General features: G+C 76.9%; 12 protein-coding genes and 1 riboswitch. Of the genes, 4 read left to right on the plus strand and 8 right to left on the minus strand.

Going from position 1 to position 14,980, the window contains the following annotated elements:
* Positions 1-128: 128 nt before the first annotated feature.
* The 3 genes from HNR12_RS04140 to HNR12_RS04150 form a co-directional block, all read right to left on the minus strand.
* Positions 129-788: a LutC/YkgG family protein gene (locus HNR12_RS04140; protein ID WP_179766241.1), complete on the minus strand. Its 660-nt coding sequence runs from the start codon at positions 786-788 to the stop codon at positions 129-131.
* Positions 789-929: 141 nt separating this feature from the next.
* Entirely contained in the window at positions 930-2,582 is a 1,653-nt protein-coding gene (locus tag HNR12_RS04145; RefSeq protein ID WP_179766243.1) for an LUD domain-containing protein, read from the minus strand.
* A complete protein-coding gene (locus HNR12_RS04150) occupies positions 2,579-3,301 on the minus strand; it encodes a (Fe-S)-binding protein (RefSeq protein ID WP_179766245.1) in 723 nt (240 codons plus the stop codon). Before HNR12_RS04150 ends, HNR12_RS04145 begins: the two co-directional genes overlap by 4 nt.
* Positions 3,302-4,118: 817 nt before the next feature.
* Between HNR12_RS04150 and HNR12_RS04155 the strand changes: the two genes are divergently transcribed.
* Positions 4,119-4,838 (plus strand): endonuclease V, encoded by a 720-nt coding sequence (locus HNR12_RS04155; RefSeq protein WP_179766247.1) that lies wholly within the window; start codon positions 4,119-4,121, stop codon positions 4,836-4,838.
* Between the two features lie 258 nt (positions 4,839-5,096).
* Entirely contained in the window at positions 5,097-5,294 is a 198-nt protein-coding gene (locus HNR12_RS04160) for a DUF5999 family protein (RefSeq protein ID WP_179766248.1), read from the plus strand.
* Between the two features lie 170 nt (positions 5,295-5,464).
* On the opposite strand, the gene HNR12_RS04165 is transcribed toward HNR12_RS04160, so the two are convergent.
* From HNR12_RS04165 to HNR12_RS04180, 4 genes are all read right to left on the minus strand, one after another.
* Positions 5,465-6,073, minus strand: coding sequence for an alpha/beta hydrolase family protein (locus tag HNR12_RS04165; RefSeq protein ID WP_179766250.1), 609 nt, complete (start codon positions 6,071-6,073; stop codon positions 5,465-5,467).
* A gap of 89 nt (positions 6,074-6,162) precedes the next feature.
* On the minus strand, positions 6,163-7,362 hold the full coding sequence (locus HNR12_RS04170) for a hypothetical protein (RefSeq protein ID WP_179766251.1): 1,200 nt from the start codon (positions 7,360-7,362) through the stop codon (positions 6,163-6,165).
* Between the two features lie 293 nt (positions 7,363-7,655).
* Positions 7,656-10,580 (minus strand): aminomethyl-transferring glycine dehydrogenase, encoded by a 2,925-nt coding sequence (gcvP, locus tag HNR12_RS04175; protein WP_179766252.1) that lies wholly within the window; start codon positions 10,578-10,580, stop codon positions 7,656-7,658.
* A 119-nt stretch (positions 10,581-10,699) separates the two neighbouring features.
* Positions 10,700-10,789: riboswitch (glycine riboswitch) on the minus strand.
* Between the two features lie 278 nt (positions 10,790-11,067).
* Complete coding sequence (locus tag HNR12_RS04180) at positions 11,068-11,661, minus strand: MerR family transcriptional regulator (RefSeq protein WP_372451070.1); 594 nt, start codon at positions 11,659-11,661, stop codon at positions 11,068-11,070.
* A 397-nt stretch (positions 11,662-12,058) separates the two neighbouring features.
* Here HNR12_RS04180 and HNR12_RS04185 point away from each other — a divergent pair, with 397 nt between their 5' ends.
* Positions 12,059-12,586, plus strand: a complete 528-nt coding sequence (locus HNR12_RS04185) for a hypothetical protein (RefSeq protein WP_179766254.1) — start codon at positions 12,059-12,061, stop codon at positions 12,584-12,586.
* A gap of 102 nt (positions 12,587-12,688) precedes the next feature.
* Positions 12,689-13,960: a D-arabinono-1,4-lactone oxidase gene (locus tag HNR12_RS04190; protein WP_179766255.1), complete on the plus strand. Its 1,272-nt coding sequence runs from the start codon at positions 12,689-12,691 to the stop codon at positions 13,958-13,960.
* Positions 13,961-13,986: 26 nt separating this feature from the next.
* Here the strand turns inward: HNR12_RS04190 and ligD are convergent, their stop codons facing one another.
* Positions 13,987-14,895 carry a non-homologous end-joining DNA ligase gene (gene ligD / locus HNR12_RS04195; protein WP_179766256.1) on the minus strand — a complete coding sequence of 303 codons (909 nt, stop codon included), beginning with the start codon at positions 14,893-14,895 and terminating at the stop codon, positions 13,987-13,989.
* Positions 14,896-14,980 lie beyond the last annotated feature (85 nt).

Here is a 14,980-nt window from a genome sequence, read left to right on the forward strand (position 1 = left end):
CGCTCGCAGCACTCCCCGGCCCGGCGGGCCACCGGCGGCCGGGTGCGGCGCACGGGAATCTCCCACACGTGCCGGCCGCCGCCGACTCGGCTGACCGAGGACCGCCGCGGACCGCCGCCGCGACCGGCTCAGCCGACGATGACCACGTCCAGGCGCTGGGGACCGTGCACACCGCCCACCGGGACGCCGTCGATCGCCGTGGTGGAGGTCAGGCCGGTCAGCCAGGTCGTGGGGCGCGCCGGGTCGAGTTCGGCCAGGGCGGTGGCCATCGTGTCCACGATCTGGCCCGACTCCACCACGCACAGGTGGTGGGCGGGCAGCAGGGACAGCGCGCGGCGGCCCTGTCCGATACCGCCGTCCAGGACCAGGGTGCCCGTGTCGGCCACCGCGAGCGCGCAGCGCGTGACTGCGGCGCCGGCGCTCTCGATCGCCCGCGCCGACAGCGGCGCGTGCGGCGGGTCGTCGCGCATGGCCCACACGCCGTCCAGGTCCGACAGCCAGATGGACGACAGGTCGCGCGGCACCACCACCCGGCGGACCCCGTAGCCCCACAGCGAGGAGGCGATCACCCTCGGCAGGTCGTCCAGGTCGGTCACGTGCTGCACACCGATCCCGTGCCGGGCCAGGCGGTCGGTGAACAGGGCGACGGCATCCGCGCCCTCCGTGCCCGCCGCCGACCACACCCGCCCCGCACCGCCGGGCGCCGCCTCGGCCGAACCGGTGGCGGCGGCCGCCCGGCGCACCCGGGCCAGGATCTGCGCCCGCGCGGCATCGCGCCCGTCAGCCATCACACCGCCTCGCTCTCACCCACGGCCGCCGGTCCCCCGGCCCGCCGCGCACCCGGCCCACGCCCCCCGTCCGCCCCTCCGACGTCCGAACGCCCCGGCGGCGGATGCCGATGCCGGGCCGCGCGGCGAGGCCGCCGCCCCTCACTCCGGCCCGCTTTCGGGGCGCGTGTGGGAGTCCCTGCGCCGCTCCCCCGGCCCCGGGCCGGCCGACACGCCCGGACCGGGGCCACGGGCGGCCCCGCGCGGGCGGATCGCCGCCCCCAGCAGGAGCGCACGCCGGCGGCGGGCCCACCACGCGCGGAAGGACTCGCCCGGGGGCACCGGGAAGTCGCGGGCCTCGGTCCAGCGACCCAGCAGCCCCGGCAGCCGGCGCAGCCGCCCCGAGCGCGCCAGCAGCCGCGCCCAGCGCGACCCCGCCCGCTGCGCCCGCGCGAACCGCCGCTCCTCGGCCATCACCCACTCGGCGCTCTGCGCCGCGAGCGCCTCGGGAGTGGGCACCGCGTTGGCGCGGCGCTCGTCGACCACCCGCGCGCGCAGCTCCAGCAGGATCTCGGGGATGTCCACCCCCACCGGGCACACCTCGGTGCAGGCACCGCACAGCGTCGAGGCGAACGGCAGCGACGCCTCGCGGGCCGAGGCGGTCCCCCGCAGCTGCGGGGTCAGCGCCGCCCCGATCGGCCCGGCGTGCACCGACCCGTAGGGCGCCGCACCCGTGCGCTCGAACACCGGGCAGACGTCCAGGCACGCCGTGCACTGGATGCACCGCAGCGCCTGGCGGCCCACCGGGTCGCCCAGGGTGGCGCTGCGTCCGGCGTCGACCAGCACCACGTGCACCTCGTCGGGGCCGTCGCCCTCGACCGGTCCCGTCCAGGTGGAGACCACCGGCGCCTGCGCCGCGCCCGTGGCCGAGCGCGCCCACACCCGCGCCAGGACCGCGATGTCGGCCCAGGCCGGGACCACCTTGTCGATTCCGGCCACCGTGATGAGCGTGCGCGGCACGGCCGCGCCCATGCGCACATTGCCCTCGGTCTCCATCGCGACCACGCTGCCGGTCTCGGCGACCAGGGCGTTGGCGCCGGTGATGGCGGTGCCCGCCTCCAGCAGGGTCTCGCGCAGGTACTCGCGCGCCACCGCCACCAGCGCCCCCGGGTCGGCGCGCAGGTCGGTGGGCGCGCCCGGCAGCCGCCGCGCCAGCACCGCCCGCGCGCCGGCCCGGTCGTGGCGGCGCACCGTGCGCGACTCAAAGTGGGGCGGTTCGTGGGCCAGCCCCGCGATGAGGTCGGCCACGGCGGTCTCGTGGACGGTGATCCCGGCGCGCAGCAGGTGGGCGTCCAGCCGCAGCTCGCCGGCGGTCGCCGAGGAGGACCGCACGGCCTCGCGGGTGCCGGCGCGCGCGGCGACGCCCGCCACGATCCGGCCCGCCTCGGCCGCGTCGCGCGCCCAGTGCACGCGCGCGCCCGCCGCCTCGGCGCGCTTCTCGAACTCGGTGAGGTGGCGCTCCAGGTCGGCCAGCGCCCGCTCCCGCACGGCCGTGGCCGCGCGGCGCAGACCCGCCCAGTCGGGCTCGGCGCGGCGCCCGGTGTCGCGGTCGGCCCGCAGCTCGGCCGCCGCCGTGGCACGCGAGGTGCGCGCGGCGCTGTGCCCCAGGCTCGTGCGCGCGGTGTCGGCGAACCGCGGCTCGCCCGCGGCGCGCGGGCCCTGCCCGCGGCCCAGCAGGTGCCCCCACGGGTAGGCCGGCCCGGCGCCACCCGCCCCGGGTGCCGGGCCCGCGCCGGGTGGGGGCGCGGGGCTCACCGGGGCACCTCGCCGGTGTCGGCGGCCAGGATCTCGGCCAGGTGCAGGGTGCGCACCCCGCCGCGCAGCCGCGACATGGCCCCGCTGATCTGGGTCAGGCAGGCGTCGTCCACGGCGCACACCACCTCGGCGCCGGTCTCGCCGATGTGGCGCACCTTGTCGGCGACGATGGCCACCGAGGTGTCGGCGTTCTTCCAGGCGAACGTGCCGCCGAACCCGCAGCACTCCTCGGCGGCGGGGAGTTCGGCCAACTCCAGTCCGCGCACCGCCCGCAGCAGCCGCAGCGGGCGGTCGCCGACCTTCAGGGCGCGCAGCGACTGGCAGGTGGGGTGGTAGGTGACGCGGTGCGGGAAGGTGGCGCCGACGTCGGTGACACCGGCGACGTCGACCAGGAACTCGGTCAGCTCCAGCACCCGCGGCACCTCCTCGGCGCGGCGCTCGCGCTCGGCCAGGCGCGGGTAGCCGGTGCGCACCATGGCGGCGCAGGAGGCCGAAGGGGTCACCACGAGGTCGCACCGGGCGAACACCGAGGCGAACCGCGCGGCCAGGGCCGCGGCCTCGCGCCGGTAGCCGGAGGTGTGGTGCGCCTGCCCGCAGCAGGTCTGCTCGCGCGGGAACACGACCTCGTAGCCGAGTCTCTCCAGGACGCGCACCGTGGCCCGCGCGGTGCCGGGGAAGAGGGTGTCGGTGAGGCAGGCGACGAATAGACCGATGCGCAACGCTGCTCCTTGCGCCCCCACCGGGGCACGGGGAATGCCTGTGGCACAGCCGGACCCGGGCCCACGCCCGGATCCACGCGCCTCATCCTAGACACCCGCCGCCTCCCGTTGCCGGGCTTTCCCCAAGCCCCTGCCAGCGCGTCTCCGGCATCGCCCCAGCTGGCAGCTTCGCGCACGGCGCCCCTGCGGCCGCGAACCCCGGCCGCCGCGGCCGGACGCGGCCACGGGGCGCCGGGGCGCCGCAGGCACCGGGGCCCGTGTGAAGGAAGGATCGATCCCGGAGGCGCGCACCGGCGAAACCGCGTCCGCCGCCGCCCGTCGGCCCGACGGCCGCGCCCGCACCCCCGCACCCGCACCGCCAGCGTCTGGGGACGGGCCCGGGCATCGCCCGCCGGGAGTGCGGCACCGGACCCGGCCGCGCGCACCGCGCCGCTCGCCGGAGGCGTGCACCGGCGAGCGGCGCGGTCGGCGTCCGGCGAGACCGCGCCCGCACCCGTGGCGTCAACGCCGGCGGCAGCGGACCGGCCGCCCGCCGCCACCCGCCCCCGACCGCAGGGCCGCGGCACCAGGCCGGCCACCGAGCGCGGGTTCCGCGCCGGGTCGATCCCGTGCCGGGCAGCCGGCGGTGCGTCCGCCCGCCGGGGCCGCGCGGGTGTGCGGCCGCGGCCGAGCACCACCCCGCCCTCCCGCTCGCGGCGCTCGGCCCGGTCTCGCGTGCGGCGCGGCGGGGGCCGGCTCGGCCGCTTTGGCTCCCGCCGCGCCGCACGTGCCGGTTGCCGAGATGCCGCGCAACGCTCCAGGCTCTAGGCTTTCCCGCATGCGCACGCCCGACAGCGGTGCCCCCGCCGGGGCCGACGAACGCGCCGACACGCTGTTCGGCGACCCGCCCGCCACCGCCGAGGCCGCCGAGGCGCTTCAGGAGCGCTGGGCTCCCCTGGTGCGCCAGGAGCCGCTGGACCTCGCGGGCGTCTCACTGGTGGCCGGGCTCGACGTCGCCTACAGCCCCGGCGACGACCGCCTCGCGGCCGCCGCCGTCGTCCTCGCCGCCCCCGACTGGACGGTCGTGGAGACCGCCACCGCCGTCTCCCGCCCGCGCTTCCCCTACGTGCCCGGCCTGTTCGCCTTCCGCGAGGCGCCCGCCCTGCTGGAGGCGGTCGCGGGGCTGCGGGCCGAGCCCGACGTGTGGGTGTGCGACGGCTTCGGCCTGGCCCACCCCCGCCGCTTCGGCCTGGCCTGCCACATCGGTCTCGCCCTCGACCGCCCGGTCCTGGGGGTGGGCAAGACGCCCTTCATCGGGCGGGCCGAGCCCCCCGCGGCCGCGCGGGGGTCCTGGAGCGAACTCGTCGACGGCGGCGAGGTGGTGGGCCGCTGCCTGCGCACCCGCGACGGCGTCAAGCCCGTCTACGTCTCCGTCGGGCACCGGGTGGACCTGGCCTCCGCCACCGAACTGGTGCTGCGGCTGGCCCCGCGCTACCGGCTGCCCGAGCCCGTGCGCCAGGCCGACCGGCGGTGCCGGGAGCGCCTGGCCGCGGCCTGATCCGCGGGCACCCCCGCATCCCCGGTGTGATCCCCGCGCCGCGCCGCCGGTTGGGTGCCTGGCCGCAGTCGGCCAATCCCGCTCCGTAGCGCACCGACACGCTGTGCTCCTGCGTCGAATACCAGCGAAACCGAATGTACTGTGACCCGCACCACCAGGCTGCGCGGCGATACGGGGCCGCGGGGCCGCGTGCGGCGGCGGGCCCGCGGCGTCGGGCCGCCCCCCGCACGGGTACGAGACGACCATCGGAGACGCGCCATGTGCCGACACCAGCCCACCTGCCCGTCGTTCACCGCTCTCGACCGCGAGGCGGCGCGCGTCGTCGCCAGCCACCCCGAGCAGGGATGGAGCCTCCTCTGCAACGGGGTCGTGGTCTTCGACGACACCGGCGAACTGCTCCCCAACGGCGGCGTCATCGCGCCGCGCCGCCCCACCGACGTGCGCGCGGCGGCCTGACCGCCGGGCTCCTTCGGCCGCACCCCGACCCCTCCGGTCGGCGCGGCCGCCGCCGACCCGGCGCGGCGGCCTCCTCACGGGCGCCACGGGAGCGCGCCCGGGCACCGCGCCCCGACCGCCCGCCCTCTCGGGGTGGGCGGCACGGGCCGGCGCTCGCGCCGCCGCGCGCGTCAGCCGACGTGCCTGGCCAGCCACTCCACCACCACCGCGGCCAGGGACTCCACGTCCTTGGCCAGGTCGTGGCGCTCGCCCTGGCGCACCACCAGCGTGGTGGCGTCAGCGGGATCGGGCACGCCGAAGGGGTCGCGGTCGCCGTTGACCACCAGGGTGGGCACCCCGGCCCCGCGCAGCTCCCCGGCCCGCGAGCGCTCCGGCCGGCCCGGCGGGTGCAGCGGGAACGCCAGCGCGACCACGGCCGCCGCCTCCAGTGCGGCGGCGGTGCGGCAGGCCACCCGGGCGCCGTTGCTCCGCCCCGCCAGCACCAGCGGGGCCCCGGCCAGTTCCGGCCAGGCGCGCACCTGCTCCACCACCGACCGCCACGCCTCGTCCTGGGGTCCGGTCGCCGACCCCGGCATGCGCCGCCCCGCCACCCGGTAGGGCTGGGTGATACGGGCGACGGCGGCGCCCTCGGCCGCGGCCGCCGCCGACACCGCGGCGATGTCGGGGGCGTCCACTCCTCCGCCCGCGCCGTGCGTGATGGCCAGGAGGTACCGGGGCTTCCCCGGGCCGGGCGCGTCCAGCTCCACCCGTGCCGGCCCTCGCGGCGTCTCGATCTCCACCCGTGCGCTCCTCCGCTTCCCCTCACCGCGCCGGAGCGGGCCGCCGCCGGCTCCGCCCCCGTTCGCGCGGCCGCCCGGCGGCGGCCGCCTCACCCCTGGTCGGGCCAGCCCTCCGGCAGCACGTCGGCGCCGGTGCCCGCCGCCAGCCGCAGGCGCTCGCGGAAGTCGTCGTGGAGCGCGCGGCCCCACACGTACTCGCTGGGCGTGCGCACCGCGTCCTCCAGTGCCCGGAGCAGCTCGCCCGCGCGGCTCTCGCCCTGGGCCAGCGGCAGGGCGAGGTGGGTGTACATCTGGTTCAGGGCGACGAACAGCTCGCCGGTCAGCATCGGCGCGCTGCCCTGGGCCACCGCCGCCTCGACGTAGGGCTCCCACCACGCCTCGGGCTCGTCGGCGCCCCGGCCGTCCTCGGCGTCGGCGGGGCCCGGTTCGGGCGCCAGGAACCCCCGGCGCAGCCGGGCGCGGACCTCGGCGGCGGTGGCGGGGTCGCGGTGGCGCAGGCCGCTGTCCCACACCCCTTCGGCCGACACGGTGTCGCCGCGCACCGCCAGCAGCCGGGCCAGCAGCTCCACCGCGCCGCCGGCGACCTCGGGCGCCACGCGCGCGCCGCCGCCCTCGGGGTCGGTCTCGGCCTCGGCGACCACGGCGCCGAACGCGCTGATGGCGTGCTCGACGTGGACCGCGCCCAGCAGCAGCCGCAGTCCCGGGTCCTCGCGCAACTCCAGCCCGCGCCGGATGACCTCGGCGGCCTCGTCGGCCCGCCCGCGCGCCAGCAGCCGGGCGGCGTAGTCGTGCGCGGCCTCGGCCGCGATGTCGGGCGCGGCGCCGTCCAGCGCCTGGCGCCAGTGGTCCTCGGCGGCGGCGGTGTCGCCGCGGTCCTCGGCCAGCTTGGCGAGGCCGTGGTGGGCGGCGGGCGCGTACCGGCTGTGCCCGGAGTCCAGCACCGCGCGCCAGGCCGCGGCGGCCTGCTCGGCGGCGCCCTCCTGCTCATAGGACAGGGCCAGGTGGTAGGCCGCGCGCGGCGCGTACTCGGGGTGGCCGGTGTCGATGGCCTGGCGGGCGGCGGCCCGCGCGGCGGCGACCTCGCCCATGTCGTGGCGGACCACGGCCAGGCCCATGGCGGCCATCGGCAGGTAGCGCCGCGAGCCGCCCTCCACGACCTGCTCGTAGACCTGGGCCGCCCGGGTGAGGTGGCCGTTCTCGGCGAGGTCGCGGGCCTGGTCGCACAGGCTCTTGAACTCCGGCTCGTCGCCGGCGGCGTCGAAGGTGGTGGGTCCGACCGAGGCTGTCATGAAGAGCCACTTTCCACACGGGGGGAGCATGGCGCGGCGCCTGCCGCACCGGCGGTTCCTCTGGGAGGTTAGCGGCTCGCGGCGGACACGCTGACGAGGCGGGGCCGGGGCGTCCGGAATCGGTCCCCGGCGGGCGCGGGGGCGCGGGCGCGGAAGGGGCGCGCAGGGGATGCACACCGGATCGGCGAACGCCTTTACGGCGTAGATCACCATATCGGCCACCGGGGCAGCGCACGGCCCGCCGGCGCCCGCGTGGAGCGGGGGCCGGCGGGCCCGTTCGAGGCGCGGTGCGCCTAGTCCTCGAACGCCTCCGGCGGCGGGCACGCGCACACCAGGTTGCGGTCGCCGTAGGCCTGGTCGATCCGGCCCACCGGCGCCCAGTACTTCGCCCGGCGCAGCTCGGGCACGGGGTAGCCGGCCTCGGCGCGGGTGTAGGCGTGCTTCCAGTCGTCGGCGGTCAGCGCCTCGGCCGTGTGCGGCGCGTTCTTCAGCGGGTTGTCCTCGGCGTCGTAGCCGCCGTCGGCCACCCGGTCGATCTCGCCGCGGATCGCGATCATCGCGTCGATGAAGCGGTCCAGCTCGGCCAGGTCCTCGGACTCGGTCGGCTCGACCATCAGCGTGCCGGCCACCGGGAACGACATCGTCGGGGCGTGGAACCCGTAGTCGATGAGCCGCTTGGCGACGTCCTCGTTGCTGATGCCGGTCCGCTTGGCCAGCGGGCGGATGTCCACGATGCACTCGTGGGCCACCAGTCCCCCGCTGCCGGTGTAAAGCACCGGGTAGTAGGGCTCCAGCCGCTTGGCCACGTAGTTGGCGCTGAGCACGGCCGCCTCGGTGGCCGCGCGCAGGCCCTCCTCGCCCATCATGCGGATGTAGGCCCAGGAGATCTGCAGGATGCCCGCCGAGCCGAACGGCGCCGCCGAGACCGGCCCGACCCCGGTGTAGGGCCCGGCCTCGGCCTGGCCGGGGTGGTTGGGCAGGAACCCGGCCAGGTGGGAGCGCACCGCGACCGGCCCCACGCCCGGGCCGCCGCCGCCGTGCGGGATGCAGAAAGTCTTGTGCAGGTTGAGGTGGCTGACGTCGGCCCCGAACTCGCCGGGCTTGGCCCAGCCCAGCAGGGCGTTGAGGTTGGCGCCGTCGACGTAGACCTGCCCGCCGGCCTCGTGCACCAGGCGGCACACCTCGACGATGGTGTCCTCGTAGACGCCGTGCGTGGAGGGGTAGGTCACCATGATCGCGGCGAGGTCGGCGGCGTGCTCGGCGGTCTTGGCCCGCAGGTCGGCCAGGTCGATGTTGCCGCCCTCGTCGCAGGCCACCACCTTGACCCGCATGCCGGCCATGACCGCGCTGGCGGCGTTGGTGCCGTGCGCCGAACTGGGGATCAGGCAGACGTCGCGGCCCTCGTCGCCGCGCGAGCGGTGGTAGCCGCGGATGGCCAGCAGCCCGGCCAGCTCGCCCTGGGAGCCGGCGTTGGGCTGCAGCGACACCGCGTCGTAGCCGGTGATGTCGGCCAGCCAGCGCTCCAGGTCGCGCACGACGCGCACGGTGCCCGCGGCCTGCTCCAGCGGCGCGAAGGGGTGCAGTCCGGCGAACTCCGGCCAGGTCACCGCCTCCATCTCGGCGGTGGCGTTCAGCTTCATCGTGCACGAGCCCAGCGGGATCATCGTGCGGTCCAGCGCCAGGTCCTTGTCGGAGAGGCGGCGCATGTAGCGCAGCAGCGAGGTCTCGCTGCGGTGGGCGCTGAAGACGGGGTGGGCCAGGTAGTCGACCTCGCGGCGCAGCCCGGCGGGCAGCAGGTACGGCGCCTGTGCCGGCTCGGCGCCGCGCGGCACCGGCGAGGCGGCGGGGTCGGCCTCGGTGAAGGCCGCCACCACCGTGTCGAGGTGGGCGGGGGTGGTGGTCTCGTCGCAGCTGACGCCCACGGTGTCGGAGTCGACCAGCAGCAGGTTGATCCCCCGCTGCGCCGCCGCCTCGACCACCGCGGCCGCGGCACCGCGCACCCGCACCCGCAGGGTGTCGAAAAACGCGTCGTGCACGACCTCGCACCCGGCCGCGCGCAGCCGCTCGGCCAGCAGCGCGGCGCGCGCGTGCACCCGCTCGGCGATCTCGCGCAGGCCGTGGGGGCCGTGGTAGACGGCGTACATGCTCGCCATGACCGCCAGCAGCACCTGGGCGGTGCAGATGTTGCTGGTGGCCTTCTCGCGGCGGATGTGCTGCTCGCGGGTCTGCAGCGCCAGCCGGTAGGCGGTGCGCCCGGCGCTGTCGACCGACACGCCCACCAGGCGGCCGGGCAGCTGGCGCTGGAGGCCCTCGCGCACCGACATGTAGCCGGCGTGCGGGCCGCCGAACCCCATGGGCACGCCGAAGCGCTGGGTGGAGCCCACCGCGATGTCGGCGCCCATCGCGCCGGGGCTGGTCAGCAGGGTCAGCGCGAGGATGTCGGCGGCCACCACCGCCAGCGCGCCGCGCTCGTGGGCCTCGGCGATGACGGCGCGGGGGTCGCGCACCGCGCCGCTCGCGGCCGGGTACTGCACCAGCACGCCGAAGGCGTCGGCGTCGGGCAGGCCGCCGGAGAGGTCGGCCACGACGATGTCGATGCCCAGCGGCTCGGCGCGCGTGCGCAGCACCGCCAGGGTCTGCGGGAAGACGTCGGAGTCGACGATGAAGGCGCTGCCCTTGCCGCGGGAGGCGCGGCGGGCCAGGGTCATGGCCTCGGCGGCCGCCGTGGCCTCGTCCAGCAGCGAGGCGCCCGAGACGGCCAGGCCGGTGAGGTCGGACACCACGGTCTGGAAGTTCAGCAGCGCCTCAAGGCGGCCCTGGGAGATCTCGGGCTGGTAGGGCGTGTAGGCGGTGTACCAGGCCGGGTTCTCCAGGATGTTGCGCCGGATCACCGGCGGGGTCACCGTGTCGTAGTAGCCCAGGCCGATCATGGAGGTCAGGACCTGGTTGCGGCCGGCCAGCTCGCGCAGCTCCGCCAGCGCCTCGGACTCCCCGGCGGCCTGGGGCAGGGCGCTGAGCGGCGCGGGTCTGCCGGGGCCGGTGAGGATCCCTTCGGGCAGCGCGGCGGCCATCAGCTCGGCGGTGGAGCCGAACCCGACGGTCTTGAGCATGTGGGCCAGCGCCGCGGGGTCGGGGCCGATGTGGCGGTCGGCGAAGGCGCGGGCGGGGACCGCGGGGTCGGGGGCCCGGCCGTGGTCGCGGGTTGGCTGCTCCGTCATGGAGACCTCCTGGTCGCAGTGGCCGCTCGCGCGGCTGCTCCTGTGTGGTCTCCCCCTCTGTCGCTCACGGCCGCATCGGCCGCGGCCCAGGCACGTCGCGCCTACCGCTCCAGAGTGGCCTTCTCCACGCGGTCCCTGGTGCCTGAGAGGTTACTGGGGAGTATTGCCCCGTCGGCGCCCCTGGAAGGGGTCTCTCCCGCGTGGTATCGACGGCCGTCGTTGCTGTCGGACGGTTCTGCATTATCCATGGCAGCGCGCCCCGCGTGGAGTCCGGGGTGGTCCCGGCTCCGTTCGGCGCGCGCGGCACACGTTTCGACGGTACTCGAAAACCGGGGAGCGGTGGAGTGGCGTACGCACCGGTGCGGTGTGCGCGGTGCACGGGTGCGGCGGTGCGGGCGTCCCTCGCGGACGCTCCGGCCGCGCGGCGCGGGAGGGGCGTCCGGCGCTGGAGGCGGGACGCGGCCGGGGGTGCGGGAGCAGGGGCCGGTCAGCCGGTCTTGCGCTCCCGGCGGCGGCGGGCCAGCTCGTCGGCGGGGTGGTTGTCGGCCAGCGGCTCGCTCAGGCGCTCGCCCGGGACGTCGTCGAGGGTGCCCTCAAGCTCGCGCCACACCCGGCCCAGGGCGATCCCGAACACGCCCTGCCCGCCCTGCATGAGGTCGACGACCTCGTCGGGCGAGGTGCACTCGTAGACGCTGACGCCGTCGCTCATCAGGGTGATCTGGGCGAGGTCGGCCGTGCCCCGGCAGCGCAGGTGGTCGACCGCCGTGCGGATCTGCTGCAGGGAGATGCCGGTGTCCAGCAGCCGCTTGACGACCTTGAGCAGCAGGATGTCGCGGACGCTGTACAGCGGGGGGTCGCCGCTGTCGGGCTGCACGCTGGGGCCGACCAGGCCGGTCCGCGCCCAGTAGTCGAGTTGGCGATAGGTGATTCCGGCGGCCGCACACGCGGTGGGGCCGCGATAACCGACGTCCATAGGCAGCGCCACCACGTTCTCGTCGCACAGCAGGCCCTGCTCCCCAGCCCGTCGTATGGCTGTATGCCTGAGAGCGGAGGTCTGCTGCTCACCGCTAGTAACCGCCACGCCGAACCTCCGGCTTCTCGGCCCACGGCGGTTTGACAGGGGGCATGAAGGGTGCGCCGCGGGTTCCTTCGACATTGAAGGTAAGCCGGTCGCCCGACAGCGTCAACGACACTCACCGGCGCGTCGCCGAACCTGTCCGGGTGTTGCGCCCGCCCCGCGCGCCCCGTCCGCAACGCGGGCGGCGCCCGGCCGGAGCACCCCCGCACCGCTGCTGTGGCCTGCGCTGACCAGGATACCCCCGAGGGGTCGGCCGGGCCGCCCGCCGTTGGGGGCGCCCGCGGCCTGCGGGCCTCACCCGCGCGCCTGCGGATTCCGTCGCCGCCGGGCGTGTCGCGGCGGGGCCGGACCGCGCCGCCACGGCGCCCGACCGGGTGTCGGCGCTGGTAGTGTCCCGCACGTGTCCGCCTCCGCCGACCTGCCCCCGCCGCCTTCGTCCCAGCGCGCCGCGGCCCGCACCCGGGTCCTGCTGTGGCTCCAACTGGCCGCTTCCGCGGTCGGCGCCGCAGCCGGCGCCGTCGCGCTCGACGTCGGCCGGACGCTGGGCATGGCGGCCGACGGCGGGCGCTCGCTCGCCGCCCCGGCGCTGACGGGCGGCGTGGCCGCCGCGCTCCTGCTCTACCTGGCTTTGGCCCGCCGCCCGCGCCGCGGCGTGCTGGTGTCCGCGCTGCTGCTGCCGGCCGCCGTCCAGGTCGCCGCCGCCGTCCTCGTGCCCGTGACCACCTCGTTCGGGCTCTTCACCTACGCCCCGACCACCGGCTGGTTCGGCTGGTCCACCGCCGAGGTGTTCCGGCTCTACTCCCACGCGCTGCAGACGCAGTTGTGGGCGGTGCTGGCGGCCACCCTGATCGCGGTCGCCAACGCGGTGCTGCTGCTGGCGGCCCCCGGCCGCGAGCCGGCACCCTCCGCGTCGGCGCCGGACACCTAGGCGCGCGGGCGCGCGCCCTCCCCCGCGCGGACACGCGCGCCGGGTCTGGTTAAGTTGGCATGCCGTGCATCCATCCCCCCGGCGCGAAGGGACCCCCCCCTGGTGAACCGGCGCGAGACCAACTGGGCAGGCAACGTCGGCTTCTCCGCCGAGCGTGTCCACCGCCCCTCCTCCCTGGCCGAGCTGCGCGACATCGTGGCCGGCTCCGCGCGCGTGCGCGCGCTGGGCAGCGGCCACTCCTTCAACGACATCGCCGACACCCCCGGCGACCTGGTCTCGCTGGCCGGGCTGCCGCGCACCATGGAACTGGACAGCGCCACCGGCGAGGTCCTGGTGGGCGCCGGGGTGCGCTACGCCGAACTGGCGCAGTGGCTGAGCGGGCGCGGCCGGTCCCTGCACAACCTGGGCTCGCTGCCGCACATCTCGGTCGCCGGGTCCTGCGCCACGGCCACGCACGGCTCGGGCGACGCCAACGGCAACCTGGCCACGGCGGTCACCGGGCTGGACCTGCTCACCGCCGAGGGCGACACCGTCCGGCTGGACCGCGCCACCGCCGGCGAGGAGTTCGCCGGCGCGGTCGTGGCGCTGGGCGCCCTGGGCGTGGTCACCGCGCTGACCCTGCGCACCGGCCCCGCCTTCGACGTCGCGCAGCGGGTGTATGAGGACCTGCCGCTGGAGGTGCTGGACGACCACTTCGACGACATCATGTCCTGCGCCTACAGCGTCAGCCTGTTCACCGGCTGGCGGGCGCCGCGGATCGACCAGGTCTGGGTCAAGCAGCGGGTCGGCGACCCCGCGCCCGTGCCCGAGGGCGGGCGCCTCTTCGGCGCCGCCGAGGCCGGCGGCCCGCGCCACCCGGTGCCGGGCATGGACACGGCCAACTGCACCGAGCAGGGCGGGGTGGCCGGCCCGTGGTCGGAGCGGCTGCCGCACTTCCGCCCCGGCGCGCCGCCCAGCAGCGCCGGCGACGAACTCCAGGCGGAGTACCTGCTGCCGCGCCGCCACGCCGTGGCGGCGCTGAACGCGCTCTCGGCGGTGCGCGCCCGCATCGCGCCGGTGCTGCAGGTCTGCGAGGTCCGCACGGTGGCGGCCGACGACCTGTGGCTGAGCCCCGCCTACGGCCGCGACACCGTGGGCGTGCACTTCACCCTGGTCCGCGACCTCGCGGCGGTGGAGCCGGTGCTGGGGCTGGTCGAGGAGCGGCTGGCGCCCTTCGGCGCGCTGCCGCACTGGGGCAAGCTGTTCACCGTCGCGCCGGGGACCCTGCGCGAGGGCTACCCCCGGCTGCCCGACTTTTTGGCCCTGGCCCGCCGCTACGACCCGCGCGGCAAGTTCGGCAACGCCTATCTGGAGCGCCATCTGCTGGACGGGTAGGCGAACCCGGGGCGGCACCCGGCGGCTCAGCCGACGTCGAGGCGCTCGATGGCCCGGCGCGGGGAGCGGGCCCGGCGCGCCAGATCCCGCCAGGGGTCGCGGCCGGCGCGCTCGGCGAAGGTGCGCACCGTCCAGGCGCGTGCCGACTCCACGGAGTCCAGTTCCTCCCACGCCAGCGGAGTGGCCACCGGTGCGTCGGGCAGCGGCCGGACCGAGTAGGGCGCCACGGCCAGCTGGGCGTGGCCGTTGCGCAGGTAGTCGATGAAGAGCCGGTCGCCGCGCCGCTGCTTGCGCACCAGCGTGGTCAGCTCCCGCGGGCGGCGCCGGGCCACCAGTTCGGCGATGACGTGCGCGAGGTCGCGGGCCTGGCCGGCGTCGATCTCGGGGCGGATGGGCGCCACCACGTGCAGCCCGCGCGAGCCGGTGGTCATCACGTAGCAGACGAGACCGAGGTCGGCCATGACCTCGCGGACGTCGTAGGCGGTGCGCCGCACCGCCGGGAAGTCGTCGCGGGCGGGGTCGAGGTCGAGGATGAGCCGGTCGGGGGTGGTCAGCGCGCCGCGCCGGCTCAGCCAGGGGTGCAGCGTGATCGCGGCCTGGTCGGCCAGCCACACCAGGGTGGCGGCGTCGTCGCAGGTGATCATCTCCTTGTCGGCGCTGCGGCTGCTGGGCACCTCGACCGAGCGCACCCAGTCGGGCGCGTAGGAGGGCCGGTTCTTGACGTAGAAGCCGCCCTCGGGGTCGTCGATGCCGTTGGGGAACCGCTGCAGGGCCAGCGGCCGGCCGCGCAGATGGCGCAGCATGGGCTCGGCCACCGACCGGTAGTGGTCGGCGAGTTCGCGCTTGGTGACCCCGCCCACTCCGAACAGCGACTTGCCCGGACGGCTCAGGCGCACCGCCCGTCCGCCCGCGCGCACGGTGTCCTGTGTGGCCATGGCGCTCCCCCCGTTCGCACCCGTGCTTGCTCCTTTACCCGCCATCCCGGGCGTTTTACCTGTTAGGGGGCATGATGGTGAAAGC

The organism is Streptomonospora nanhaiensis, from assembly GCF_013410565.1.
Taxonomy (GTDB): domain Bacteria; phylum Actinomycetota; class Actinomycetes; order Streptosporangiales; family Streptosporangiaceae; genus Streptomonospora; species Streptomonospora nanhaiensis.

Coding starts and splice junctions, on each gene's coding strand:
- HNR12_RS04170 (WP_179766251.1), bottom strand. CDS start 7,362: ATGACAGCCTCGGTCGGACCCACCACCTTCGACGCCGCCGGCGACGAG.
- HNR12_RS04155 (WP_179766247.1), top strand. CDS start 4,119: ATGCGCACGCCCGACAGCGGTGCCCCCGCCGGGGCCGACGAACGCGCC.
- gcvP (WP_179766252.1), bottom strand. CDS start 10,580: ATGACGGAGCAGCCAACCCGCGACCACGGCCGGGCCCCCGACCCCGCG.
- ligD (WP_179766256.1), bottom strand. CDS start 14,895: ATGGCCACACAGGACACCGTGCGCGCGGGCGGACGGGCGGTGCGCCTG.
- HNR12_RS04160 (WP_179766248.1), top strand. CDS start 5,097: ATGTGCCGACACCAGCCCACCTGCCCGTCGTTCACCGCTCTCGACCGC.
- HNR12_RS04140 (WP_179766241.1), bottom strand. CDS start 788: ATGGCTGACGGGCGCGATGCCGCGCGGGCGCAGATCCTGGCCCGGGTG.